Origin of the sequence: Staphylococcus sp. HMSC067F07, from assembly GCF_001837405.1 — a bacterium.
GTDB classification, from domain to species: Bacteria; Bacillota; Bacilli; order Staphylococcales; family Staphylococcaceae; genus Staphylococcus; species Staphylococcus capitis.
In genome coordinates, this window is the sequence record NZ_KV832234.1 from 45,664 (window position 1) to 64,233 (window position 18,570).

At 32.1% G+C, this 18,570-nt stretch carries 19 protein-coding genes and 1 riboswitch; of the genes, 4 read left to right on the forward strand and 15 right to left on the reverse strand.

Annotated features, from left to right (window positions below):
- Nucleotides 1–48: 48 nt before the first annotated feature.
- Both rpsA and cmk read right to left on the reverse strand, forming a co-directional pair.
- A complete protein-coding gene (gene rpsA / locus HMPREF2706_RS03475; RefSeq protein WP_049427654.1) occupies nucleotides 49–1,227 on the reverse strand; it encodes a 30S ribosomal protein S1 in 1,179 nt (392 codons plus the stop codon).
- A gap of 406 nt (nucleotides 1,228–1,633) precedes the next feature.
- Nucleotides 1,634–2,293 carry a (d)CMP kinase gene (cmk, locus tag HMPREF2706_RS03480; protein ID WP_002433890.1) on the reverse strand — a complete coding sequence of 220 codons (660 nt, stop codon included), beginning with the start codon at nucleotides 2,291–2,293 and terminating at the stop codon, nucleotides 1,634–1,636.
- Between the two features lie 77 nt (nucleotides 2,294–2,370).
- Here cmk and HMPREF2706_RS03485 point away from each other — a divergent pair, with 77 nt between their 5' ends.
- Nucleotides 2,371–3,339 (forward strand): asparaginase, encoded by a 969-nt coding sequence (locus HMPREF2706_RS03485; RefSeq protein ID WP_049427652.1) that lies wholly within the window; start codon nucleotides 2,371–2,373, stop codon nucleotides 3,337–3,339.
- A gap of 56 nt (nucleotides 3,340–3,395) precedes the next feature.
- Here the strand turns inward: HMPREF2706_RS03485 and ypdA are convergent, their stop codons facing one another.
- From ypdA to HMPREF2706_RS03505, 4 genes are all read right to left on the reverse strand, one after another.
- A complete protein-coding gene (ypdA, locus tag HMPREF2706_RS03490; RefSeq protein WP_023350237.1) occupies nucleotides 3,396–4,382 on the reverse strand; it encodes a bacillithiol disulfide reductase YpdA in 987 nt (328 codons plus the stop codon).
- Between the two features lie 190 nt (nucleotides 4,383–4,572).
- Entirely contained in the window at nucleotides 4,573–5,994 is a 1,422-nt protein-coding gene (gene ebpS, locus HMPREF2706_RS03495) for an elastin-binding protein EbpS (RefSeq protein ID WP_049427650.1), read from the reverse strand.
- Between the two features lie 243 nt (nucleotides 5,995–6,237).
- Entirely contained in the window at nucleotides 6,238–7,617 is a 1,380-nt protein-coding gene (locus tag HMPREF2706_RS03500) for a RecQ family ATP-dependent DNA helicase (RefSeq protein ID WP_023350235.1), read from the reverse strand.
- Nucleotides 7,604–8,566 carry a YpbB family protein gene (locus HMPREF2706_RS03505; protein ID WP_049427649.1) on the reverse strand — a complete coding sequence of 321 codons (963 nt, stop codon included), beginning with the start codon at nucleotides 8,564–8,566 and terminating at the stop codon, nucleotides 7,604–7,606. Before HMPREF2706_RS03505 ends, HMPREF2706_RS03500 begins: the two co-directional genes overlap by 14 nt.
- 108 nt (nucleotides 8,567–8,674) lie before the next feature.
- Here HMPREF2706_RS03505 and HMPREF2706_RS03510 point away from each other — a divergent pair, with 108 nt between their 5' ends.
- Nucleotides 8,675–8,923 (forward strand): ferredoxin, encoded by a 249-nt coding sequence (locus tag HMPREF2706_RS03510; protein WP_002433578.1) that lies wholly within the window; start codon nucleotides 8,675–8,677, stop codon nucleotides 8,921–8,923.
- Between the two features lie 148 nt (nucleotides 8,924–9,071).
- Here HMPREF2706_RS03510 and HMPREF2706_RS03515 read toward each other — a convergent pair whose 3' ends face one another.
- From HMPREF2706_RS03515 to HMPREF2706_RS03540, 6 genes are all read right to left on the reverse strand, one after another.
- Nucleotides 9,072–9,611 (reverse strand): ECF transporter S component, encoded by a 540-nt coding sequence (locus HMPREF2706_RS03515; RefSeq protein WP_049427645.1) that lies wholly within the window; start codon nucleotides 9,609–9,611, stop codon nucleotides 9,072–9,074.
- A 62-nt stretch (nucleotides 9,612–9,673) separates the two neighbouring features.
- Nucleotides 9,674–9,823: riboswitch (FMN riboswitch) on the reverse strand.
- A gap of 315 nt (nucleotides 9,824–10,138) precedes the next feature.
- Nucleotides 10,139–11,905 carry an ATP-binding protein gene (locus HMPREF2706_RS03520; RefSeq protein ID WP_049427644.1) on the reverse strand — a complete coding sequence of 589 codons (1,767 nt, stop codon included), beginning with the start codon at nucleotides 11,903–11,905 and terminating at the stop codon, nucleotides 10,139–10,141.
- On the reverse strand, nucleotides 11,889–12,614 hold the full coding sequence (locus HMPREF2706_RS03525) for a response regulator transcription factor (protein ID WP_002433904.1): 726 nt from the start codon (nucleotides 12,612–12,614) through the stop codon (nucleotides 11,889–11,891). Before HMPREF2706_RS03525 ends, HMPREF2706_RS03520 begins: the two co-directional genes overlap by 17 nt.
- Before the next feature lie 135 nt (nucleotides 12,615–12,749).
- Nucleotides 12,750–13,487, reverse strand: coding sequence for a pseudouridine synthase (locus tag HMPREF2706_RS03530; protein WP_002433632.1), 738 nt, complete (start codon nucleotides 13,485–13,487; stop codon nucleotides 12,750–12,752).
- Nucleotides 13,480–14,022 carry an SMC-Scp complex subunit ScpB gene (gene scpB / locus HMPREF2706_RS03535; RefSeq protein ID WP_049427641.1) on the reverse strand — a complete coding sequence of 181 codons (543 nt, stop codon included), beginning with the start codon at nucleotides 14,020–14,022 and terminating at the stop codon, nucleotides 13,480–13,482. Before scpB ends, HMPREF2706_RS03530 begins: the two co-directional genes overlap by 8 nt.
- Nucleotides 14,015–14,746 carry a segregation and condensation protein A gene (locus HMPREF2706_RS03540; RefSeq protein ID WP_070862194.1) on the reverse strand — a complete coding sequence of 244 codons (732 nt, stop codon included), beginning with the start codon at nucleotides 14,744–14,746 and terminating at the stop codon, nucleotides 14,015–14,017. Before HMPREF2706_RS03540 ends, scpB begins: the two co-directional genes overlap by 8 nt.
- A 97-nt stretch (nucleotides 14,747–14,843) precedes the next feature.
- Between HMPREF2706_RS03540 and HMPREF2706_RS03545 the strand changes: the two genes are divergently transcribed.
- Nucleotides 14,844–15,377, forward strand: coding sequence for a DUF309 domain-containing protein (locus tag HMPREF2706_RS03545; RefSeq protein ID WP_049427638.1), 534 nt, complete (start codon nucleotides 14,844–14,846; stop codon nucleotides 15,375–15,377).
- Between the two features lie 52 nt (nucleotides 15,378–15,429).
- Here HMPREF2706_RS03545 and xerD read toward each other — a convergent pair whose 3' ends face one another.
- The 3 genes from xerD to HMPREF2706_RS03560 all read right to left on the reverse strand — a co-directional run bounded on the left by xerD (nucleotide 15,430) and on the right by HMPREF2706_RS03560 (nucleotide 17,502).
- Nucleotides 15,430–16,317, reverse strand: coding sequence for a site-specific tyrosine recombinase XerD (xerD, locus tag HMPREF2706_RS03550; protein WP_002433630.1), 888 nt, complete (start codon nucleotides 16,315–16,317; stop codon nucleotides 15,430–15,432).
- An 88-nt stretch (nucleotides 16,318–16,405) separates the two neighbouring features.
- Nucleotides 16,406–16,855, reverse strand: a complete 450-nt coding sequence (locus HMPREF2706_RS03555) for a ferric iron uptake transcriptional regulator (protein WP_002433885.1) — start codon at nucleotides 16,853–16,855, stop codon at nucleotides 16,406–16,408.
- 104 nt (nucleotides 16,856–16,959) lie between these two features.
- The gene (locus HMPREF2706_RS03560; RefSeq protein WP_002433666.1) at nucleotides 16,960–17,502 is read right to left on the reverse strand and encodes an NUDIX domain-containing protein; all 543 of its coding nucleotides are present in this window, start codon (nucleotides 17,500–17,502) and stop codon (nucleotides 16,960–16,962) included.
- Nucleotides 17,503–17,584: 82 nt separating this feature from the next.
- Between HMPREF2706_RS03560 and HMPREF2706_RS03565 the strand changes: the two genes are divergently transcribed.
- On the forward strand, nucleotides 17,585–18,493 hold the full coding sequence (locus HMPREF2706_RS03565; RefSeq protein ID WP_070862195.1) for an aldo/keto reductase: 909 nt from the start codon (nucleotides 17,585–17,587) through the stop codon (nucleotides 18,491–18,493).
- Nucleotides 18,494–18,570: the final 77 nt, after the last annotated feature.

The window sequence follows — 18,570 nt, forward strand, 5'->3', positions numbered from 1 at the left end:
TAATTGGAGTTTATAATATAAAATATACAAGAAAATTAATCGATTATATTAAAATTTAAGGTCTTTAAATTTATCTCCGAAAACATCCCCTAAAGTTGGGTTATCTTCATCATTATCATTTTCTAAATAAGATTGTGTTGTAGATTCATCACTTTCGATAACATCTTCTTTAGGTAATGTAGCTTTAATTGATAAAGAAATTCTTTCATTTTCTTCATCTATTCCTAAGATTTTAACGTTAACTTGTTGACCTGGTTCTAATTTTTCACTAGGTGAACCAATATGTTTATGGTCGATTTCAGAAATATGAACTAAACCTTGTACGGCAGGTGCAATTTCTACAAATGCACCGAAGTTAGCTAAACGTACAACTGTACCTTCAATAACGTCATCTTCGTGGAATTTACCTTTGATATTTTCGAAAGGTGTTGGTAAAGTGTCTTTAATTGATAATGAGATACGCTCAGAATCTTTTTCGACTGATTTGACTTTGACTTTTACATTGTCACCTACAGATACAACTTGTTCAGGTGATTCAACATGTTCGTGTGATAGTTCTGAAACGTGAACTAAACCATCTACACCACCGATATCAATGAAAGCACCAAAGTTAGTTAAGCGAGCTACTTTACCGTCAATAACGTCACCTTCGCTTAATGAATCTAATAATGATGCTTTTTTAACATCATTTTCAGCTTGTTCTACAGCTTTACGGCTTAAAATGACTCTATTGTTTTCAGGATCTAACTCTTCCACTTTAATGCGAATAGTTTGTCCATCAAATACAGAGAAATCTTCAATGAAATCAGTTGAAATTAGTGAAGCTGGTACGAATCCTCTTTGACCAACATCTACGACTAATCCACCTTTTACTACTTCAGTAACTTCAGCTTCAATCACTTCATCATTATCAAGTTTTTCTTGTAAGTATTCATATGATTTTTCAGTTTCAAGCTGTCTCTTAGATAAAATATACGCGCCTGAGTCGTTTTCTTCATCAAACTCAATTTTAGTGACGTAAGCTTCAACCTCATCGCCGACTTTAACTACTTCACTTGGATTTTCGATGTGGTGAGTAGAAAGTTGACTGATTGGGATGATACCATTAACTTTACCACCGTTGATGTGCACAACAACTTGTTTATCTTCAACTTGTTGAACCTCACCAGTGACTTTGTCACCTTCTTTAATATCATTAATCATTGATTCATTGAATTCTTCAGTCATCTTGTTTGCCTCCTTATACACTACATAATTATAACATCTTATAAACTGACAGAATTGTCAAGAAATTCTACTTTAAATATACTTTCTTATTCAAGTTAATCACTTAAGAAAGTTGACTGTCAGTCATAAGCCAACCACTTCATTTAATATTATGGCTTAGATTATGATTTAAATCTTTTAAATGCATCCATCAATTCCTTAATATTATTTCAATGATATCTACTTATTAAGATATGTTAAATTATAAATTTGAAAAAATATAGTTTGTAACTATTCACGGATGCAAATCTTATTTTCCAAGTTAATTATATAGAACATTAATACTTAGTTAAACTGATATGCTTAATAAAAAGACTATAATCATATACCAAGTGGTACATCAATTATAGTCTTTAATAAATTATACTTATTTAAGATGATCTACCATAGATAAAATTTCGTTAGTTACTACTTCAATAGACTTTCCAGTTGTATCTAATGTGATTGCATCGTCAGCTTTCTTTAATGGTGAAATCTCTCTATTCATGTCGTAGTTATCACGATCTTCAATTTCTTGTTTTAATTGCTCTAGATTAGATTCAATACCACGTAATTCATTTTCCTTTTGACGACGTTCTGCTCTCTCTTCAACGGAAGCAATCATGTAAACTTTAAGTTCAGCATTAGGCAATACAACCGTACCTATATCTCTTCCATCCATAACAATCCCTTTTTTGGCTGCTAGATCTTTTTGAATTTGTACTGCAAATGAACGAACAGGTTCTTTTGAAGCAACGTAAGAAACATGATTAGTGACGTCATTTTCTCTCAAATAATCAGTCACATCTTTCCCATCTAAAATAATTCTTTGTCCTTTTTCTTTATCATAAGTTAATTCTAACTCAGTACTTTGAATTAACTCGTCAAAATTACTTGGTTTGCCATTTTGTAAGTATTTATATGTTATGGCACGATACATTGCTCCTGTATCAACATATATCATAGTTAAACGGCTAGCAACTTGCTTAGCAATGGTGCTTTTTCCTGCAGCTGCTGGACCGTCTAATGCAATATTGATTGAACTCATTATTCATTAACCTTCCTTGTTGTTTTGTAAATATTATTTTATCATAAAAAAGTAAAAGATTAATAGGAGGAAAGACAATGAAAAAACTCCTTGTTATACATACTGGTGGCACTATTAGTATGTCACAAGATGCTTCAAATAAAGTTGTAACCAATGATGATAATCCTATATCAAAACATCAAGATATTATTGGTCAATACGCTCGAGTGGAAGAGACACATTTATTTAATGTTCCTTCTCCCCACATGACTATAGAAAAAGTTACTCAACTTCAACATAAAATTATTCAATGCGTTGAAATAAGTGAATATGATGGTTATGTTATTACTCATGGAACTGATACTTTGGAAGAAACAGCATTTCTACTCGACTTATTACTTAAAATTGAAGAACCTGTTGTTATTACTGGAGCCATGAGATCCTCTAATGAAATTGGTTCTGACGGTTTATATAATTTCATTTCTGCAATAAGAGTTGCTTCTTCTAATGATGCCTCAGGAAAAGGCGTAATGGTGGTCTTTAATGATGAAATACATACAGCTCGAAATGTAACCAAAACCCACACTTCTAATATCAATACATTTCAAAGCCCTAACCATGGACCTCTTGGGGTTTTAACAAAAGATAGAGTACAATTTCATCATCATCCCTATCGTCAATCTTCTTTTAAGATGATAAACCATCAATTGTATGTGCCTCTTATTAAGTCTTATATGGGAATGGGTAGTGACCTTTTAGAGTTTTATGCGAACCAAGGTGTCGACGGTATAGTCGTAGAAGCTCTCGGGCAAGGTAACTTACCCACTACATGTTTACATGGACTTAAGCAAATCCTTGATAACTACATCCCTATCGTTCTTGTTTCAAGATCGTTTAACGGTATTGTAAGTCCTGTCTATGCTTATGAAGGTGGCGGTGCTGATTTGTTTGAAAAGGGTGTTATATTTTCAAATGGATTAAATGGACCTAAAGCAAGACTTAAATTATTAGTTGGTCTAAGTCAAAACATGAATCATCAAAAATTAAAAAATTATTTTGAAGAATAATTTATAAAAAACGAGTTGTATGCCTCTAAGTCAAGGTATACAACTCGTTTATTTTATTATGACTCAAGTGGTGTTTGTTTTTTACTAAGTATACTTTGTGTAATAATGCCACCGTGGTATTTACCATTTTCAATGAAGATAGTATTAGCATCATTACCTGCGGCAATGACTCCTGCGATATAGCAATTTTCAACGTTTGTTTCATACGTTTCACGATTGTAAACAGGTGCTGTACCATATTCATTAGTATTGATTTCTATACCAATAGATTCTAGGAAATTGTAATCAGGATGGTAACCAATCATTGCGAACACGTAATCATTTGGAATCTCAATTGTACGTCCATCCTTTTCATAAGTGACTGTATCTTCAGTAATTTGTGTTACATTAGCGTTAAATTCCATAGTTATTTTTTCATGGTTAACGAGTGATTCAAAATTTGGTAATATCCATGGTTTAATCGCTTTTGGATATCTTTCACCACGATAAATGACTGTTACATTTGCTCCAGCTTTTTCTAACTCTAAAGCTGCGTCTACTGCAGAATTTTTACCACCAATAATTACCACATTTTGATTGAAGTATGGGTGTGCTTCTTTAAAGTAATGAAATACTTTAGGTAATTCAGCGCCCTCAACCTCTAATTTATTATGTTGGCCGTAATAACCTGTCGCGACAGTTAAAAATTTGCATTCATAAACATCTTTAGTTGTTGTAATGGTAAACTTATTATCAATTTTTTTAACTGTTAAAACTTCTTCAAATGGATGTATGTTTAATTGATGATGTTTAACAACTTCTCTGTAATAGACGAGCGCTTGATTTCGTCTCGGTTTACTTTCTTCGACAATAAATGGAATATCTCCGATACTCAACTTATCACTTGATGAAAAGAAAGTTTGATGAGTTGGATAATTGTAAATTGATTCTACAACATTCCCTTTTTCTATTACTAAAGTTTCAATCCCTTTTTTCTTCTGCTCTATAGCAGCGCTTAAACCGCATGGGCCACCACCAATTATAATGCTTTCAACTCTTTGCATGATTTGCCCTCCTTTAATCACCAAATTATTATATCAGTTATTAATGATTTTAGCTAAGCATGAAAAGAATAAAATTAAAAAAATTTGAGTATATTCATGTGAATATAAATATAAAAGAATGAAGTTAAATTAAAAAACGTTCTCTTGGCAATTGCCGAGAGAACGTTTTTTATAGTGTGCTTTATGGTTTCTATTGAGGAATAACTAACGTTTGACCGTTATGAATGTCATTACTACTTAAACCATTAGCACGTTTGATTTTATCAACATTTTGCTGAGTACCCTCACCGTAATACTGGATTGCGATACGATATAGGTTTTCTTTACCGTTTACAGTATGAGATTGTTGACCTTGGGTATTTTGTTGATTGTTATTGTTACCTTGTGTAGAGTTACCATTATTTTGTTGATTATTTTGTGTACCTTGGTTTTGGTTGTTAGCAGTACCGTTTTGGTTAGATGAATTATCTGTGCTATTTGCATTTTGATCTGAACCAGCAGCACCACCGTTAGCACTATTACCATTTTCATCTGAATTTGAAGCGCTATTATTTGAAGAAGCTTTATCTTTGTCGCTGTCTTTATTGCCATCTTTATTTTTATCTTTGTCTTTGTCTGAAGAAGCTTTATCTTTATCATTTGCCTTTTTATCAGAATCTTTCTTACTTTGGTCAGAAACTTTATTATCATCGTTTTTACTATTATTATGATTGTTTAATGCCATTCCACCAAAGATAGCAATTGCACCAAGTATAAGCACTGCAGCAATCAGTGGTAATAATATCTTCATTATTCCACCTTTTTTCTTATTGTCACGGTTATCATTTCTACGGTCATAATTGCGGTCGTCTCTATTGTTGTTTCTATCGTCTCTACGCCCATGGTCATGTTGATTGCGATTATCTTTATGTTTGTCATGTTCATGTTTTGCTAATCCAGCAGCTCCAGCGGCACCTGCAGCGCCAGTTCCAACAGCAGCAGCTTTTTTACCTTTACCAGATTTCTTATCATGACGTTCTCTATCTTCATCAAAGTCTCGCTCTTCGTGGTCTTGTTGACGACGATGATTGTCATCAGTTAGATCATTATTATGACCTTCATTAACTTTAGGTCCAGGACGAGCACCTGTTTTTTTATTAGAATGTTGAGCAGCGTTACCAGTAGCTCCAGCACCTGCAGCTCCACCAGCTATAGTTGCATCTTTTCCGCTACCTAATCTATCATCTTGTGCACCTTGGTCTTCACGCACGTTATTACTTGAACGGTTTAAATTTTCATCATGATCGTGTTGACCGTGGTCTGTGCGAGATGCTGTGTCGTAATTATCGTTTTCACCATTATGTAATGATGCTTCATCATAGCGATCATCTAGTGAATTATTTTCATTCGAGTTGTCGTTACGGTCATCTTGTTGTTTATTATGATTAGTAGCAACATCACGACGTCTCTTACGACGTTGTGCGTTTCTAGGAGGAAATTGTTGATTTGATTTATCCTCGATATTTTCTTTTGATTCATCTTGCTGTTCATCGTTTACACGATTGTTGTGTTCTTCTGGATCAATAGATTGACGATTTTTTTCAAAATCATCTTTGAAACTATTATTAGACACAAACATCATCCTTTCTTTGTTTAAGTGAATTTAATAACGTTACATTTAATATACCCACGAATAAGTGTGAATATGTATGAAATTTAAAAATATTTAATACATTTAAATAAGTCTTACGTTTTAATTATAGCTTGATAAAATTCTTTAAGTAAAGCGATAGCTAGCCTGAGAATGAAGATTGCCAATTTAGTCAGAAATAAATGATGCTTCATAATCATTTTAACTAGATATAATTATCTGAAGTTAATCTTCAAATAAGTTTTGCAATTTTTCTTTATAATTCATTTTCCTTTTTACTTTTTTGCGATTAAAAGTTTTTATTTCTTCCAATTCAGTATCATTGTCGCAACATCTTACAGGTTTATCCGGATGTTCACCAAAAAACTCGAGTAAATAATTACGGCGACATTGATCTAAATTTTTATAACCTAGTATGCGCATATATCCTAAACGTTTACGTTGAAATGATTTTTTAAATATTGATTTAAGGTCATTAATTGTAAACTGACGATATAACGTATCTAGAATATCTTTTTTAACGGGTGGTAAAAATTCACCTAATTCAAACATAGAGATATCCTCTTCAGTCATCATATCTGCAAACAATAAGGTTTCTAAAATGAAACTATCATCGGGTTGATACAAACTAATGGCTTGACTCGGTTTACCATCTCTTCCTGCGCGACCAATTTCTTGTAAATAATTGGAAGGACTTGAAGATAAATGAAAGTGAATGACAGTTCGGATATCTTTTTTATTTATTCCCATCCCAAAAGCACTTGTGGCTACGATAATAGGTATATCATTATTTAAAAATTGTTGTTGAACAGTTTGACGTTCTTGATAACTCAAATCACCATGATAAATGCCCGTTAAGAATCCCGCCTCATAAATTAATTTAGCTAATTCTAGACATCTTTTCTTAGAGGAAATATAAATAATCGTGGGTCCTGAATAGCTTAAAAAAGGTATGAGCCACTTTATTTTCTCATCATCATCATTAAAATTCTTATGTTGTAAAGAAATGTTATCTCTATTCATACTCGTTTTAATGACATTTAAATCAATACTAAGAATATGTGATAAATCTTCTTCTAAATGTGGTGGAGCTGTCGCAGTTAACGCTAGTATACGCGCATTTTTGAAGTGAGAAGTGATTTGTCCAATAAGGGCATAATGTGGTCTAAAGTCATAACCCCATTCTGATAGACAATGAGCTTCATCTAAAACTATTAAACCAAAGTCTAAATGTGATATTAACTTGAAATTCTGTGGCTGTAATAGAAATTCGGGACTTAAATAAATGAATCGACTTTGTGAAATTTGATTAATATGGTTTCTCTTTTCGATTTCATCCATACCTGAATGTATATATGAGACGTGAGATTCACCATTAAGTTTCATTTGCATCACTTGATCATCCATTAAAGAAATTAACGGTGATATGACTAACGTTGGTTTCTCAATTAAATATGTAGGAAGTTGGTAACATAAACTTTTCCCGCTTCCTGTAGGTAAAATACCTAAGGTGTGCTTACCTGCTAATATGCTTTCAATAATCTCCTTTTGGCCACGTTTAAAAGTCTCAAATCCAAACCATTCTTTAAGTTTATCTTCTAACACGTAAGTCACCTCGCTCAATACCTACGATGATTAATTTTATTTGAAAATAAGTTAAGTCTTCAAATGCTTGTTTGTATTCTCTTAATCTTAGGCCTATGTGATGATCATAATATTGAATAAATTGATCAATTTGTTTTTGATTGACATAAGTGTTGTAATCATTCTGATAACCTTTAATAAATATTTCCAATACATGATCTTCAATAGTATTTATTTTAACGTTTTGATGTTCTGCTATTTCGTTCATATTCATACCGTGTAGTAATTTTTGATAACTTAGAAAAGTTTGATTTAACAACTGAGGTAAGATAATTGTTTGAGATAGTATAGGATAATTAGATTCGTCTTCAATCTCATCTAATAAATCTATCAGTTGATTCATCTCTAATTCAAATAGTTCAGATTGCTTTATATCCTCTATCAAACTAATTTGCTGACGAGTATACATAGGTTCCTCATACCCTTGTATATAGTAATGTAGCACATTCTTATTATTGCGACGTTCTATTGCGTCGAATAGTGAATATATTTCTGATATAAATGACGCTTCCAATTGAGAGAGTTTGATATGATTATATAGCTGTTTCACTTTCTGTTGTACGTAAGTATTTTGAACTACTGGAATAAATTTAAATGTATCTTTGCGAGTATTCGATAATGTTTGGATAAGTAGTTGTATACAACTAAATGTTCGGGTTAAACTATCATATGTATATCGAGGATGCGTTTTGATATCTAATTCATGATTAAAATCATCCTTTTGTAGTATAAATCGCTCAAAAGTAGGATATTTTAAATTGGGTAAACTATGATATAATGACAAAAGTTGTTGGCTCGAAGCGTCAAAAAAAGTTTGATGAGACTTCTTGCCTATTAAAATATTATAAATACTTTTATTTGTTTTGTAGTTAAATGCATGATCAATAGCATAAGATAATATATCGTACAAATTAAACCCTCACTCTATAAAACGAATATATTGAAATGAAAAATGTCGATGTCTACAATTGTATTAGTAATACTAGTGTAGCATTTTTATCAAAGGAGGCGAATGAAAATGGCTAAATATACAATCGTTGATATGGATACTTGTATAGCATGCGGTGCATGTGGTGCAGCAGCTCCAGATATTTATGATTACGACGACGAAGGTATTGCTTTCGTAATCCTTGATGATAACCAAGGTACTGCAGAAGTGCCTGAAGAGTTATACGAAGATATGGAAGATGCACTAGAAGGTTGTCCTACTGATTCAATTAAAATTGAAGACGAACCATTTGATGGTGACGCGCTTAAATTTGAATAATAAATTGACTCGAATTCTTAATTATAATTATTAGGAATTCGAGTTTTTATTTTTGATTACTACTTGCCTCATTTTTATTAAAGAATGATATCAAAAATGCTCTTGATACTAAGAAGTTTTGAGATAACTTATTATCAAGAGCATTTATTTATTTAAAAATATTTTTTAGTCTTTTATATAGTAAAACAAAGATAATTGAAATGATGATACCTTTGATAATATTAAACGGTATTACACCGGAAACAATTACAATTTTAAGATTTTTAACGACATCTCCTAAATTAAATATCATTCCATATAATGGAAGTAATACAAAGTAATTTAAGATACTAAGTACAATAGTCATAACAATCGTACCAACTATTAGACCATAAATTAAAGTGCGTGTTGAGCGTTTGTTTTTATATACATAATAAGCTGATAATAAGAAACTTGCCCCGGCTAAAAAGTTTGCTAAAGGCCCAACAGGGTCTCCCATGTTAAATAAAAAGTTTAAGATATTTTTAATGAATGCGACAATAATACCTGCAATGGGACCTAATAAAAAAGTAGCAAGTAACGTTGGCACATCACTAAAATCTAACGTTAAGTATGGTGGTAAGAATGGTAGCGGAAACTTTATAAATGTTAATACAAACGCAACCGCACTTAACATACTTATAGTTATAAGACGTTTATTTTGTTGCATATTTAATTTTCTCCTTCCATTCATCTTGCTTAGAAAAGGAGGAAATTTGCACAACAAAAAACCTCCATCTTCTCCCATCCAGACTATACTGTCGGCTTCAGAATCTCACTGAATCAAGAAATAATATGACAACTACGTGTGTTATCGAATTATTTCGTCGCAGGCTTAAATTTACTGCCGGTTGGGAATTGCACCCGACCCCGAAGATGAATATTGATAATGTTTTTATTTAATTTTTATATTACACGATAAAGGTGATAAACTCAATGACTCTGCTTTCTTATTAAAAAATAAAATCGTTAGTATAAAGTACTTAGTTATTTATTATCAAAAAGATATTCGATCAATATAAAAGTGCTTCCTTTCATCAAATCATTCAATTGACCTAATTTTCTATAAACCAAAGATGAAACTTTATCATTGATGTGAAGTTAGAACATATTAGAAACACAAAAATGCACCCCAAAAGTTAGAGTATATCTCCAACTTAATGAGATGCACATCGAATTTGTATTTTAAAATTTTGTTTACTCTGCTTCATTATTTTTAGGTTGAGGGAGCTTAATTATAAATGTGGTACCTTTACCGAGCTCACTTTTTACATCAATTTGTCCACCATGCTCTTCAATAATCATCTTACAAATAAAGAGACCTAAACCAGTTCCCTGCTTACCACGTTTACGTGAGGCATCCACTTTATAGAAGCGGTCAAACACTTGTTGTAAATGTTCTGGAGCAATACCTGTACCTGTATCGCTAATATATAAAATATTATATTGCTCATCTTTACTTGCAGTTACTGCAATTGTGTCACCTGGTTGTGTATATCTTGATGCATTATCAATGAGATTAGTTAAAACTTGATCCATTCGATCCATGTCATAATCCCATAGAAGATGATCATTGCCAGAGTTAAATTCCATCGTTAATCCTAAATCGTCTGCTTGCATACGGTATTTAGCTTTCATTTTATCTAAAAGATTTTTTATTGGTTGTACTTCTTTCTCAACCGATAGACCTTCAGCATCCATTCGTGCAACATTTAATAATTCATTAACTAGACGATTTAATCGTTTAGATTCATCTAATACAACACCAAGTGAATCACGAATTTCATCTGGTTCAGTGACTATACCATCAACAATTGATTCTGTATAACCTTGTAATAAGGAAATGGGTGTGCGTAATTCATGGGATACATTAGCGATAAAGTCTTTTTTCATTTGATCTAAATTATGTTCATTTGTCATATCACGAATAATCACTACAATACCACTTCTGCCATTCGGCTGAATACGATTGATATAACTTGTGATAAAGACGTAATAACGCGTACTAATTTCGATTTCGAGAAATTCAGTTCTTTTGGATTCAAATGTTTTTTCGATTTGTTGTTCGATTGATTCTTTTGAAAAATCATCAATAAAATGGATGATATCATCAGCCATTTTATTAGAAAAGATAACGACTCTTTGATCGTTTATACCTAATACACCTTCGACCATGGAGTTTAATAAACTGTCACGAATACTTTTAGATGATGATAAAGCGTCAATATGTTCTTGAATCTCGTAATTCATATTATTGAAAGCTCTTGATAAGTCGCCAATTTCATCTTTAGTAGATACGGAAGATATTTGACTATAATCACCTTCAGAAACTTTTTGTGCTTGTGTCTTTAATTGTCTCAAGGGTTTCGTAATTCTGTTCGATAAGAAGAATGCAAATACTGTACTAGCTGCTATAAATATAATTGCAGTAATCAAAATGATAATAGTTATAGCATTATTTGTATCTTCAATAGATTTTAAGTCTTTATAAATAAACACGCCACTATGCTTACTACTAGCATCTTCTTGTGGTTTCATTGGATAACCTAATAGTATATATGATTGTGTATTACCGTTATTTTTAATTGTGACGTTTTGAGTTTCAAATTCGCCGTTATTGAAGACTCTTTTAAATTTAGGGCTCTTTTTAATTTCATTGAGCATTTGAGTTTTCGTGTTATTATATGATACGTGTGGTTTATCATTAAAATTATTCATAATGATTAAACCACCAGGGCCATCTACAAGTTTTTGACTGTTTTGAATAGCAAGTGATTTATTGTGAGATTTCTCAACGAGTGAACTTATTCTTTTGGCATCTTCTTTAATAGAATTTTCAGTTTCTTGCGTAAAATAATATTGAATAAAGGTAATTAAGGATACACTTAATAAAATTAAAACTGTCGCTACTATTAAAATAATAGTTAACCACAGTTTTATAACTACGCTATTTAGTCGGTTCATCACTGGCTTTGACCTCGAACTTATAGCCTACACCCCAAACAGTTTGAATCATTTGAGCTGCATCGTTAGATACACGATTTAATTTCTCTCTTAAACGTTTTACATGTGTATCTACTGTTCGCAAGTCGCCATAAAATTCATAATGCCATACTTCTTTAAGTAATTGTTCACGATCGAACACCTTATTAGGTGTCTTAGCTAGATATATGAGTAATTCATATTCTTTAGGTGTTAAATTCACTTGCTCGTTATCTGCAAGTACTCTATGTGCATCATTATCAATCACTAAATGATTGAATTCAATAATATCACGTGCATGTGGTTCGCTTTGTTCTGAGTTTGCAGATTGAGTACGTCTTAATAAAGCTTTAACTCTTAATACAACTTCTCTAGGTGAAAAAGGCTTAACAATATAGTCATCGGCACCGGATTCAAATCCTTCAACTCGGTTAGTTTCTTCTCCTTTTGCCGTAAGCATAATAATAGGTGTATCTTTGTGTTCTCTTAGTTTAGATGCGACTTCTATACCATCCATTTCTGGTAGCATTAAATCTAAAAGAATGCACGCATAGTTATTATCCATCGCAAGCTGATAAGCTTCCTTACCATCACTAGCTTCATGGATTTCAAAAGATTCTCTTTCTAAGTATAATTTAAGCAATCTTCTGATTCTGTCTTCATCATCGACGATTAAAATTTCGTTAGCCATATTACTTTTTACCTCCTACACATGCTGTTCAAATTCATTTGTTATTATAGCACAGGTTGAACATATTAAGTGACTGATAGTTAAAACTATGTGAAAAAAATCTCAATCTTATTGGTAAAAACATATTTTTTGTGTTTATTTACCATTTTCGGCTAAATGTCTTAACGTTTTCACCTCGTGAGGGGTCAACACACGACCTTCTCCGGCATTTAAACCTTTCAAGTCTAAAGGACCAAATTGAATACGTGTTAATTTATTCACTTCATGACCAAAATATTCAAACATACGGCGCACTTGACGATTTCTACCTTCACTTATAGTAATTTCGACTAATGTAGTGTTTTTCTCTTTATCTTGTCTTTTTATTTTTACTTGAGCCGGTTGAGTAAAACCATCTTCTAATTCAATGCCTTGTTCTAATTCTTTAACTTGTTCTCTCATTAAATAGCCTTTTAATTTAGCAACATATTTCTTTTTAATGTGATAACGTGGATGAGTCATTAAGTTAGTGAATTCTCCGTCGTTTGTTAACAATAAAACACCTGATGTATCATAATCTAAACGTCCAACTGGATATATACGAGTTTCAATATCTTCAAAATAATCTGTCACAACTTTACGACCCCGATCATCAGATACACTCGTAATAACTTGAGTAGGTTTATAAAATAAGATATACATTTTATCTTCTTGTTCTATTTTAATGCCCTCTACTTCAACTGTGTCTGAGTGAGACACTTTTGTTCCTAATTCAGTCACAACTTGTCCATTTACTTTGACTTTTCCTTCGGTTATGAGTGTTTCAGCTTTGCGTCGTGATGTATAACCACTATTCGCGATTCTTTTTTGTAGTCTCTCTAATTCTTTACTCATTTGAATCTCCTTTTTGATTAACTAAATTACTAAAGAATTCATCCATTTCAGCATCATCCTCTTCAGTCGTTGGTAATGACTCAAGACTTTCTATACCAAATACATTTAAAAATAAATCAGTGGTTATTAAATGATGACTTCTAGAATGATCGACATCTTTAGCTTCTACTAAACCTCTAGCTATAAGTGTTTTAACAGCGCCATCGGAATTAATCCCTCTTATCATTTCTATATCGCTACGAGTGAGTGGTTGATTATAAGCGATAATTGAAAGTGTCTCCATAGCTGCCTGAGATAACTTCATTTTAGATTTTTGTTCGATGAGCTGTTCAATATAAGACGATGCGTCTTTTTTCGTTGTTAAAACATATGTTGTACCAAATTTTTGGATAACCAAACCAGGAGATTGATAGGTATCGATTAACTGGTCGAGTTCATTTTCATTCAACTCCAAAATTTCCAATAATTGCTTCTGCTCTAATCCTTCATCACCAGAAGTATATAATAAAGCCTCTAATATTCCTTGGTTATCCAATGTTGTAATTCACTCCTCTAATGATATCGATGTCCTCAAATTGATTGTTTTGATTAATATTGACGATACCAGATTTAGACATTTCTAATATAGCTAGAAAATGTGTTACTACTTGTTCTACTGGTTCGTGGAAAGTAAATAAACTAAAGAAATTAAATGATTCATTCTCTTTTAGACGATTTGTAACTTGTTCGGTTGCTTGTTGAATTGTAAATGTCTCTTTTTTAATTTCTACAGATTTAGGAGTATTGAGTTCTACTCTATTTTTAACTCTTTGATAAGCTACGATGAGTTCTGTTAAATCTATAGTCTGATTTGGATCCCATGATTCATCAGTTTCCAAATGTGATAAATCAGTAGGATACTTCGTATAATAAAGTTCTCGTTGATCTTTCATATCATTAAGTATTTCAGTATATTCTTTATAGTTTTGATATTCGATTAAACGCCCTACTAAATCTTCACGGGGATCTTCTTCAATGTCATCTTCTACACTCGTTTGAGGTAGCAATAATTTACTTTTAATCATTAAAAGTTCAGAAGCCATGACTAAATATTCACTAGCAATATTAATTTCAAGTTGATTCATCGCATGAACATATTGCATATATTGCTCAGTTAAAGCTTTCATGGGAATATCATAAATATCTATTTCAAATTTCTGTATTAAATGCAATAACAAGTCTAATGGTCCGTTAAACGCATCTAGTTTTACTTCATACATCCTATCTACCTCAATCTCGTGTTGCATCTTTAGTGCATATTTCACACAAATATTATAGCATGAATATATATAACTTTTAAATTTTGGGTGGATTGCCATGGATGACGCGTTAATTCATTTCTATTATCAATTTCATAAGCATCAACATTATTTTTTATGTCATGATATTTTAGAAGAAGCTTGGAAATTAAATCCCTCTTTCTCTAAAAATGACGCGGTAGTGAGTTTAATACTATTTGCCACAGCTTGTTATCATTATCGCCGGGATAATATTAAAGGTGCTTTAAAATCATATGAAAAGTCACTGTCTGTTATTAAACAAGCAAAAGATAAAACTCAATTACATTTAAATATTGATGAGTATCAGAGCATGATTTTACATCAAATAAATTCTATTAGAGATCATCATGTATTTGTACCTGTCAAACTACCTATACACACATCATTTGAGAAAGTTATTACACGTGTATATCAAGATTATAGTTTTACTCAATTTGTAATATCAGAGCCTTACATTGTTCATCATCATATAAAACGTGATCGAACAGAAGTTATACAAGCCCGTGAAGAAGCAAGACAATTACGTCGTTCACATACTCAACGGCCTTATAATACATTAAAAGACCAATAAACGTATGATAGCTACATTAAATCACTACGTTTATTGGTCTTTTAAATTACAATTAAGCTCTAGGATGAAATTGATTATACATTTTTCGAATTTGAGATTTTGATACATGTGTATATAACTGTGTCGTAGATATATCAGAATGGCCTAACATTTCCTGGACAGCCCTTAAATCAGCGCCATTTTCAAGAAGATGTGTAGCAAAGGAATGTCTTAACGTGTGAGGTGTTAATGTCTTGTTAATGTTCGCTTTAATACCATTCTGTTTAATCATCTTCCATATACCTTGTCGTGATAAAGGTTTGCCATGCATATTAAGAAATAATACATGTGTGACAGTTTGTTTTAATAATTGAGGGCGAACTGTTTCAATGTATGTAGTTAAATACTCAATAACAGCATCACCTAAAGGAACAATACGTTCTTTATTCCCTTTACCAAAAACTCTGACAAACCCCATCATTAAATTGACATCTTCGACTTCTAATTGAATAATTTCAGAAACGCGCATACCTGTAGCATATAAAAGCTCTAACATCGTCCGATCACGATAACCATTATTCTTACTCAAATCTGGTGTTTCTAATAAATCCAAAACTTCCTGAACCTCTAATACGTCAGGTAGTTTCTTTTCGTATTTTGGCGTTTCAATTAACACTGTCGGATCTTTCGCTGCATATCTTTCTCTTAATGCGAACTGATGAAAGCTTCTAATTGTAGATATAAAACGTGCAAGTGATTTTGAGGATTGACCCAAATCTATTAAATGACCTAGGCACTCCTGAATCACTTGACGATCCACGAAATCAATATGGGAAATTTTTCTTTCTTCAAGATATTCTTCATATTTTTTTAGATCCCTACGATAAGCGCCAATGGTATTACTACTCAAACCCTTCTCGATTTGAATAAAATTCAAATATTCTTCAATGATTGTATTCATATAAGCACCTCTATTGAAGCGGTGGCTTCTTTAAACTTATTAGATTGCGTTAGAATTTTTAAGTATATTTGTGAAAATAAACCCCTAATTAGCCTTTACCTTTCGCTTGGCAATCAGAACAAACGCCATGGAAAGTTAAACGATGGTCAAGTATTTTAAAGTTAAATTCATTTTCAACACGATTTTCAACTTCAGGTAGTAAATCTTCATCAATTTCATCTACCTTACCACATTCCATGCATACAAGATGATGATGGAAATGTTTAGCCCCTTCTTTACGTAAATCGAAACGAGCTACTCCGTCACCAAAGTTTATTTTATCAACGACTTTGAGTTCAGCTAACAACTCTAAGGTTCTGTATACCGTAGCTAAACCAATTTCAGGCGCTTTATCTTTCACTTTTAAATACACATCTTCAGCACTAAGATGATCTTTTTCATTCTCTATTAAAACTCTAACTGTAGCCTCTCGTTGTGGAGTTAATTTATAAGATGATTGTTGTAATTGTTGCTTCACGCGATTGAGACGTTCTTCCACGGAAGCCTCACTCCTCTACTAAGAATTATAATCATTTTAATTTAATCTATGATTCACTAAATAAAATATCAATATTCTCAATAAAAAGCAAGAGTTTACGCTAGTTATTTAGAATGATTATAATTTAATAATAAGTGCTGTAGAGCGATAATTGTTTTAGCATCCTCGAGTTCCTTGTTTTCTAACATAGATTTTACATTCTCAATAGATACCTTATGTAGTTCTACAAATTCGTCATCATCTAAATTCATTTCACCTTCAGACAACTGATCTGTAAAATAAATTGATAATTTCTCACTTGAAAAACCTGGAGATCCATACATATCTGTTACAAATTCTAGATTTGAAGCAATATATCCTGTCTCCTCTTGTAATTCACGTTTCGCAGCTTCTTCACGCTCTTCACCTTTTTCAAGTTTGCCTGCTGGTATTTCAAGCAAAGGTTTTTCAGCTGGCTTTCTAAATTGTTTAACTAATAGGACTTCGTCTTCAGGTGTTACTGCACACACTGCTACGGCACCATTATGATAAACTAATTCACGTTTAGATGTACTGCCGTCGGGTAATTCAACATCATGTAGTTCTAGGTCAATAATTTTTCCATTGTAAATGACTGTGCGGTCAATCGTTTTTTCGTTTAATCTCATATGTAAACACGTCCCTTTTATTTATATTTATAAATTGATAAACTGAATGCGTCAGTTAAAGTGTATCGAAAGGAGAATGGACATGCAAAAAAATATTTTAAAAAGTGGCATCGAAATTTCTGAACTTGGTTTGGGTTGCATGAGTTTAGGTACAGATTTTAATAAAGCGCAACCTATCATTGAAAGTGCAATCGAACAGGGTATTACATATTTTGATACTGCAGATATGTATGATCAAGGAATTAATGAGGAAATTGTAGGAAAAGCTTTAAAGAAATATCAAAATCGTGATGACATCGTAATCGGTACGAAAGTCGGCAATCGACTAACTGACGATGGAAACGTAACATGGGATCCCTCTAAGAAACACATTAAAGAAGGTGTGAAAGGATCTTTAAAACGTTTAGGACTAGACCATTTAGATTTATATCAATTGCATGGTGGAACAATTGATGATCCACTAGATGAAACTATCGGTGCTTTTGATGAATTAAAACAAGAAGGTATTATTAGAGCTTATGGTATTTCATCCATCCGTACAAACGTTATTGATTACTATTTAAAACATAGTCAAATCGAAACTTTAATGTCTCAATTTAATTTAATAGATAATAGACCTGAAAGTCTTTTAGATACTATTCATGAGCAACAAGTTAAAGTGTTAGCGCGTGGACCAGTGTTTAAGGGATTATTAACCTCTAATAGTGTCGATGCATTAGATAAAAAGTTTGAAGATGGTATTTTTGAATATACACGTGATGAGTTAGGTGAAACCATTGCATCAGTTAAAGAAATTGAAAGTAATTTAAGTGCCCTTTCATTTAAATATTTAACTTCTCATGATGCTCTTGGTTCAATCATCGTCGGCGCAAGTAGTGTAGAACAATTAGAAGAAAATGTACGTAACTATTATAAGGATGTAAGTTTAGATCAAATTAAATCTGCGCGTGAACGTGTGAAAAATTTAGAATATACTCAACATCTAAAATAATGTAAAAGAGAGTTTAAAATATAAAAGCTTTAAGATGATTTCAACTTACTTGAAATGGTCTTAAAGCTTATTTTTGT

Bases quoted from the DNA above. Each gene is read 5' to 3' on its own strand.
- rpsA (WP_049427654.1), bottom strand. From the start codon at position 1,227: ATGACTGAAGAATTCAATGAATCAATGATTAATGATATTAAAGAAGGT.
- cmk (WP_002433890.1), bottom strand. From the start codon at position 2,293: ATGAGTTCAATCAATATTGCATTAGACGGTCCAGCAGCTGCAGGAAAA.
- HMPREF2706_RS03485 (WP_049427652.1), top strand. From the start codon at position 2,371: ATGAAAAAACTCCTTGTTATACATACTGGTGGCACTATTAGTATGTCA.
- ypdA (WP_023350237.1), bottom strand. From the start codon at position 4,382: ATGCAAAGAGTTGAAAGCATTATAATTGGTGGTGGCCCATGCGGTTTA.
- HMPREF2706_RS03510 (WP_002433578.1), top strand. From the start codon at position 8,675: ATGGCTAAATATACAATCGTTGATATGGATACTTGTATAGCATGCGGT.
- HMPREF2706_RS03515 (WP_049427645.1), bottom strand. From the start codon at position 9,611: ATGCAACAAAATAAACGTCTTATAACTATAAGTATGTTAAGTGCGGTT.
- HMPREF2706_RS03520 (WP_049427644.1), bottom strand. From the start codon at position 11,905: ATGAACCGACTAAATAGCGTAGTTATAAAACTGTGGTTAACTATTATT.
- HMPREF2706_RS03525 (WP_002433904.1), bottom strand. From the start codon at position 12,614: ATGGCTAACGAAATTTTAATCGTCGATGATGAAGACAGAATCAGAAGA.
- HMPREF2706_RS03530 (WP_002433632.1), bottom strand. From the start codon at position 13,487: ATGAGTAAAGAATTAGAGAGACTACAAAAAAGAATCGCGAATAGTGGT.
- HMPREF2706_RS03540 (WP_070862194.1), bottom strand. From the start codon at position 14,746: ATGTATGAAGTAAAACTAGATGCGTTTAACGGACCATTAGACTTGTTA.
- HMPREF2706_RS03545 (WP_049427638.1), top strand. From the start codon at position 14,844: ATGGATGACGCGTTAATTCATTTCTATTATCAATTTCATAAGCATCAA.
- xerD (WP_002433630.1), bottom strand. From the start codon at position 16,317: ATGAATACAATCATTGAAGAATATTTGAATTTTATTCAAATCGAGAAG.
- HMPREF2706_RS03560 (WP_002433666.1), bottom strand. From the start codon at position 17,502: ATGAGATTAAACGAAAAAACGATTGACCGCACAGTCATTTACAATGGA.
- HMPREF2706_RS03565 (WP_070862195.1), top strand. From the start codon at position 17,585: ATGCAAAAAAATATTTTAAAAAGTGGCATCGAAATTTCTGAACTTGGT.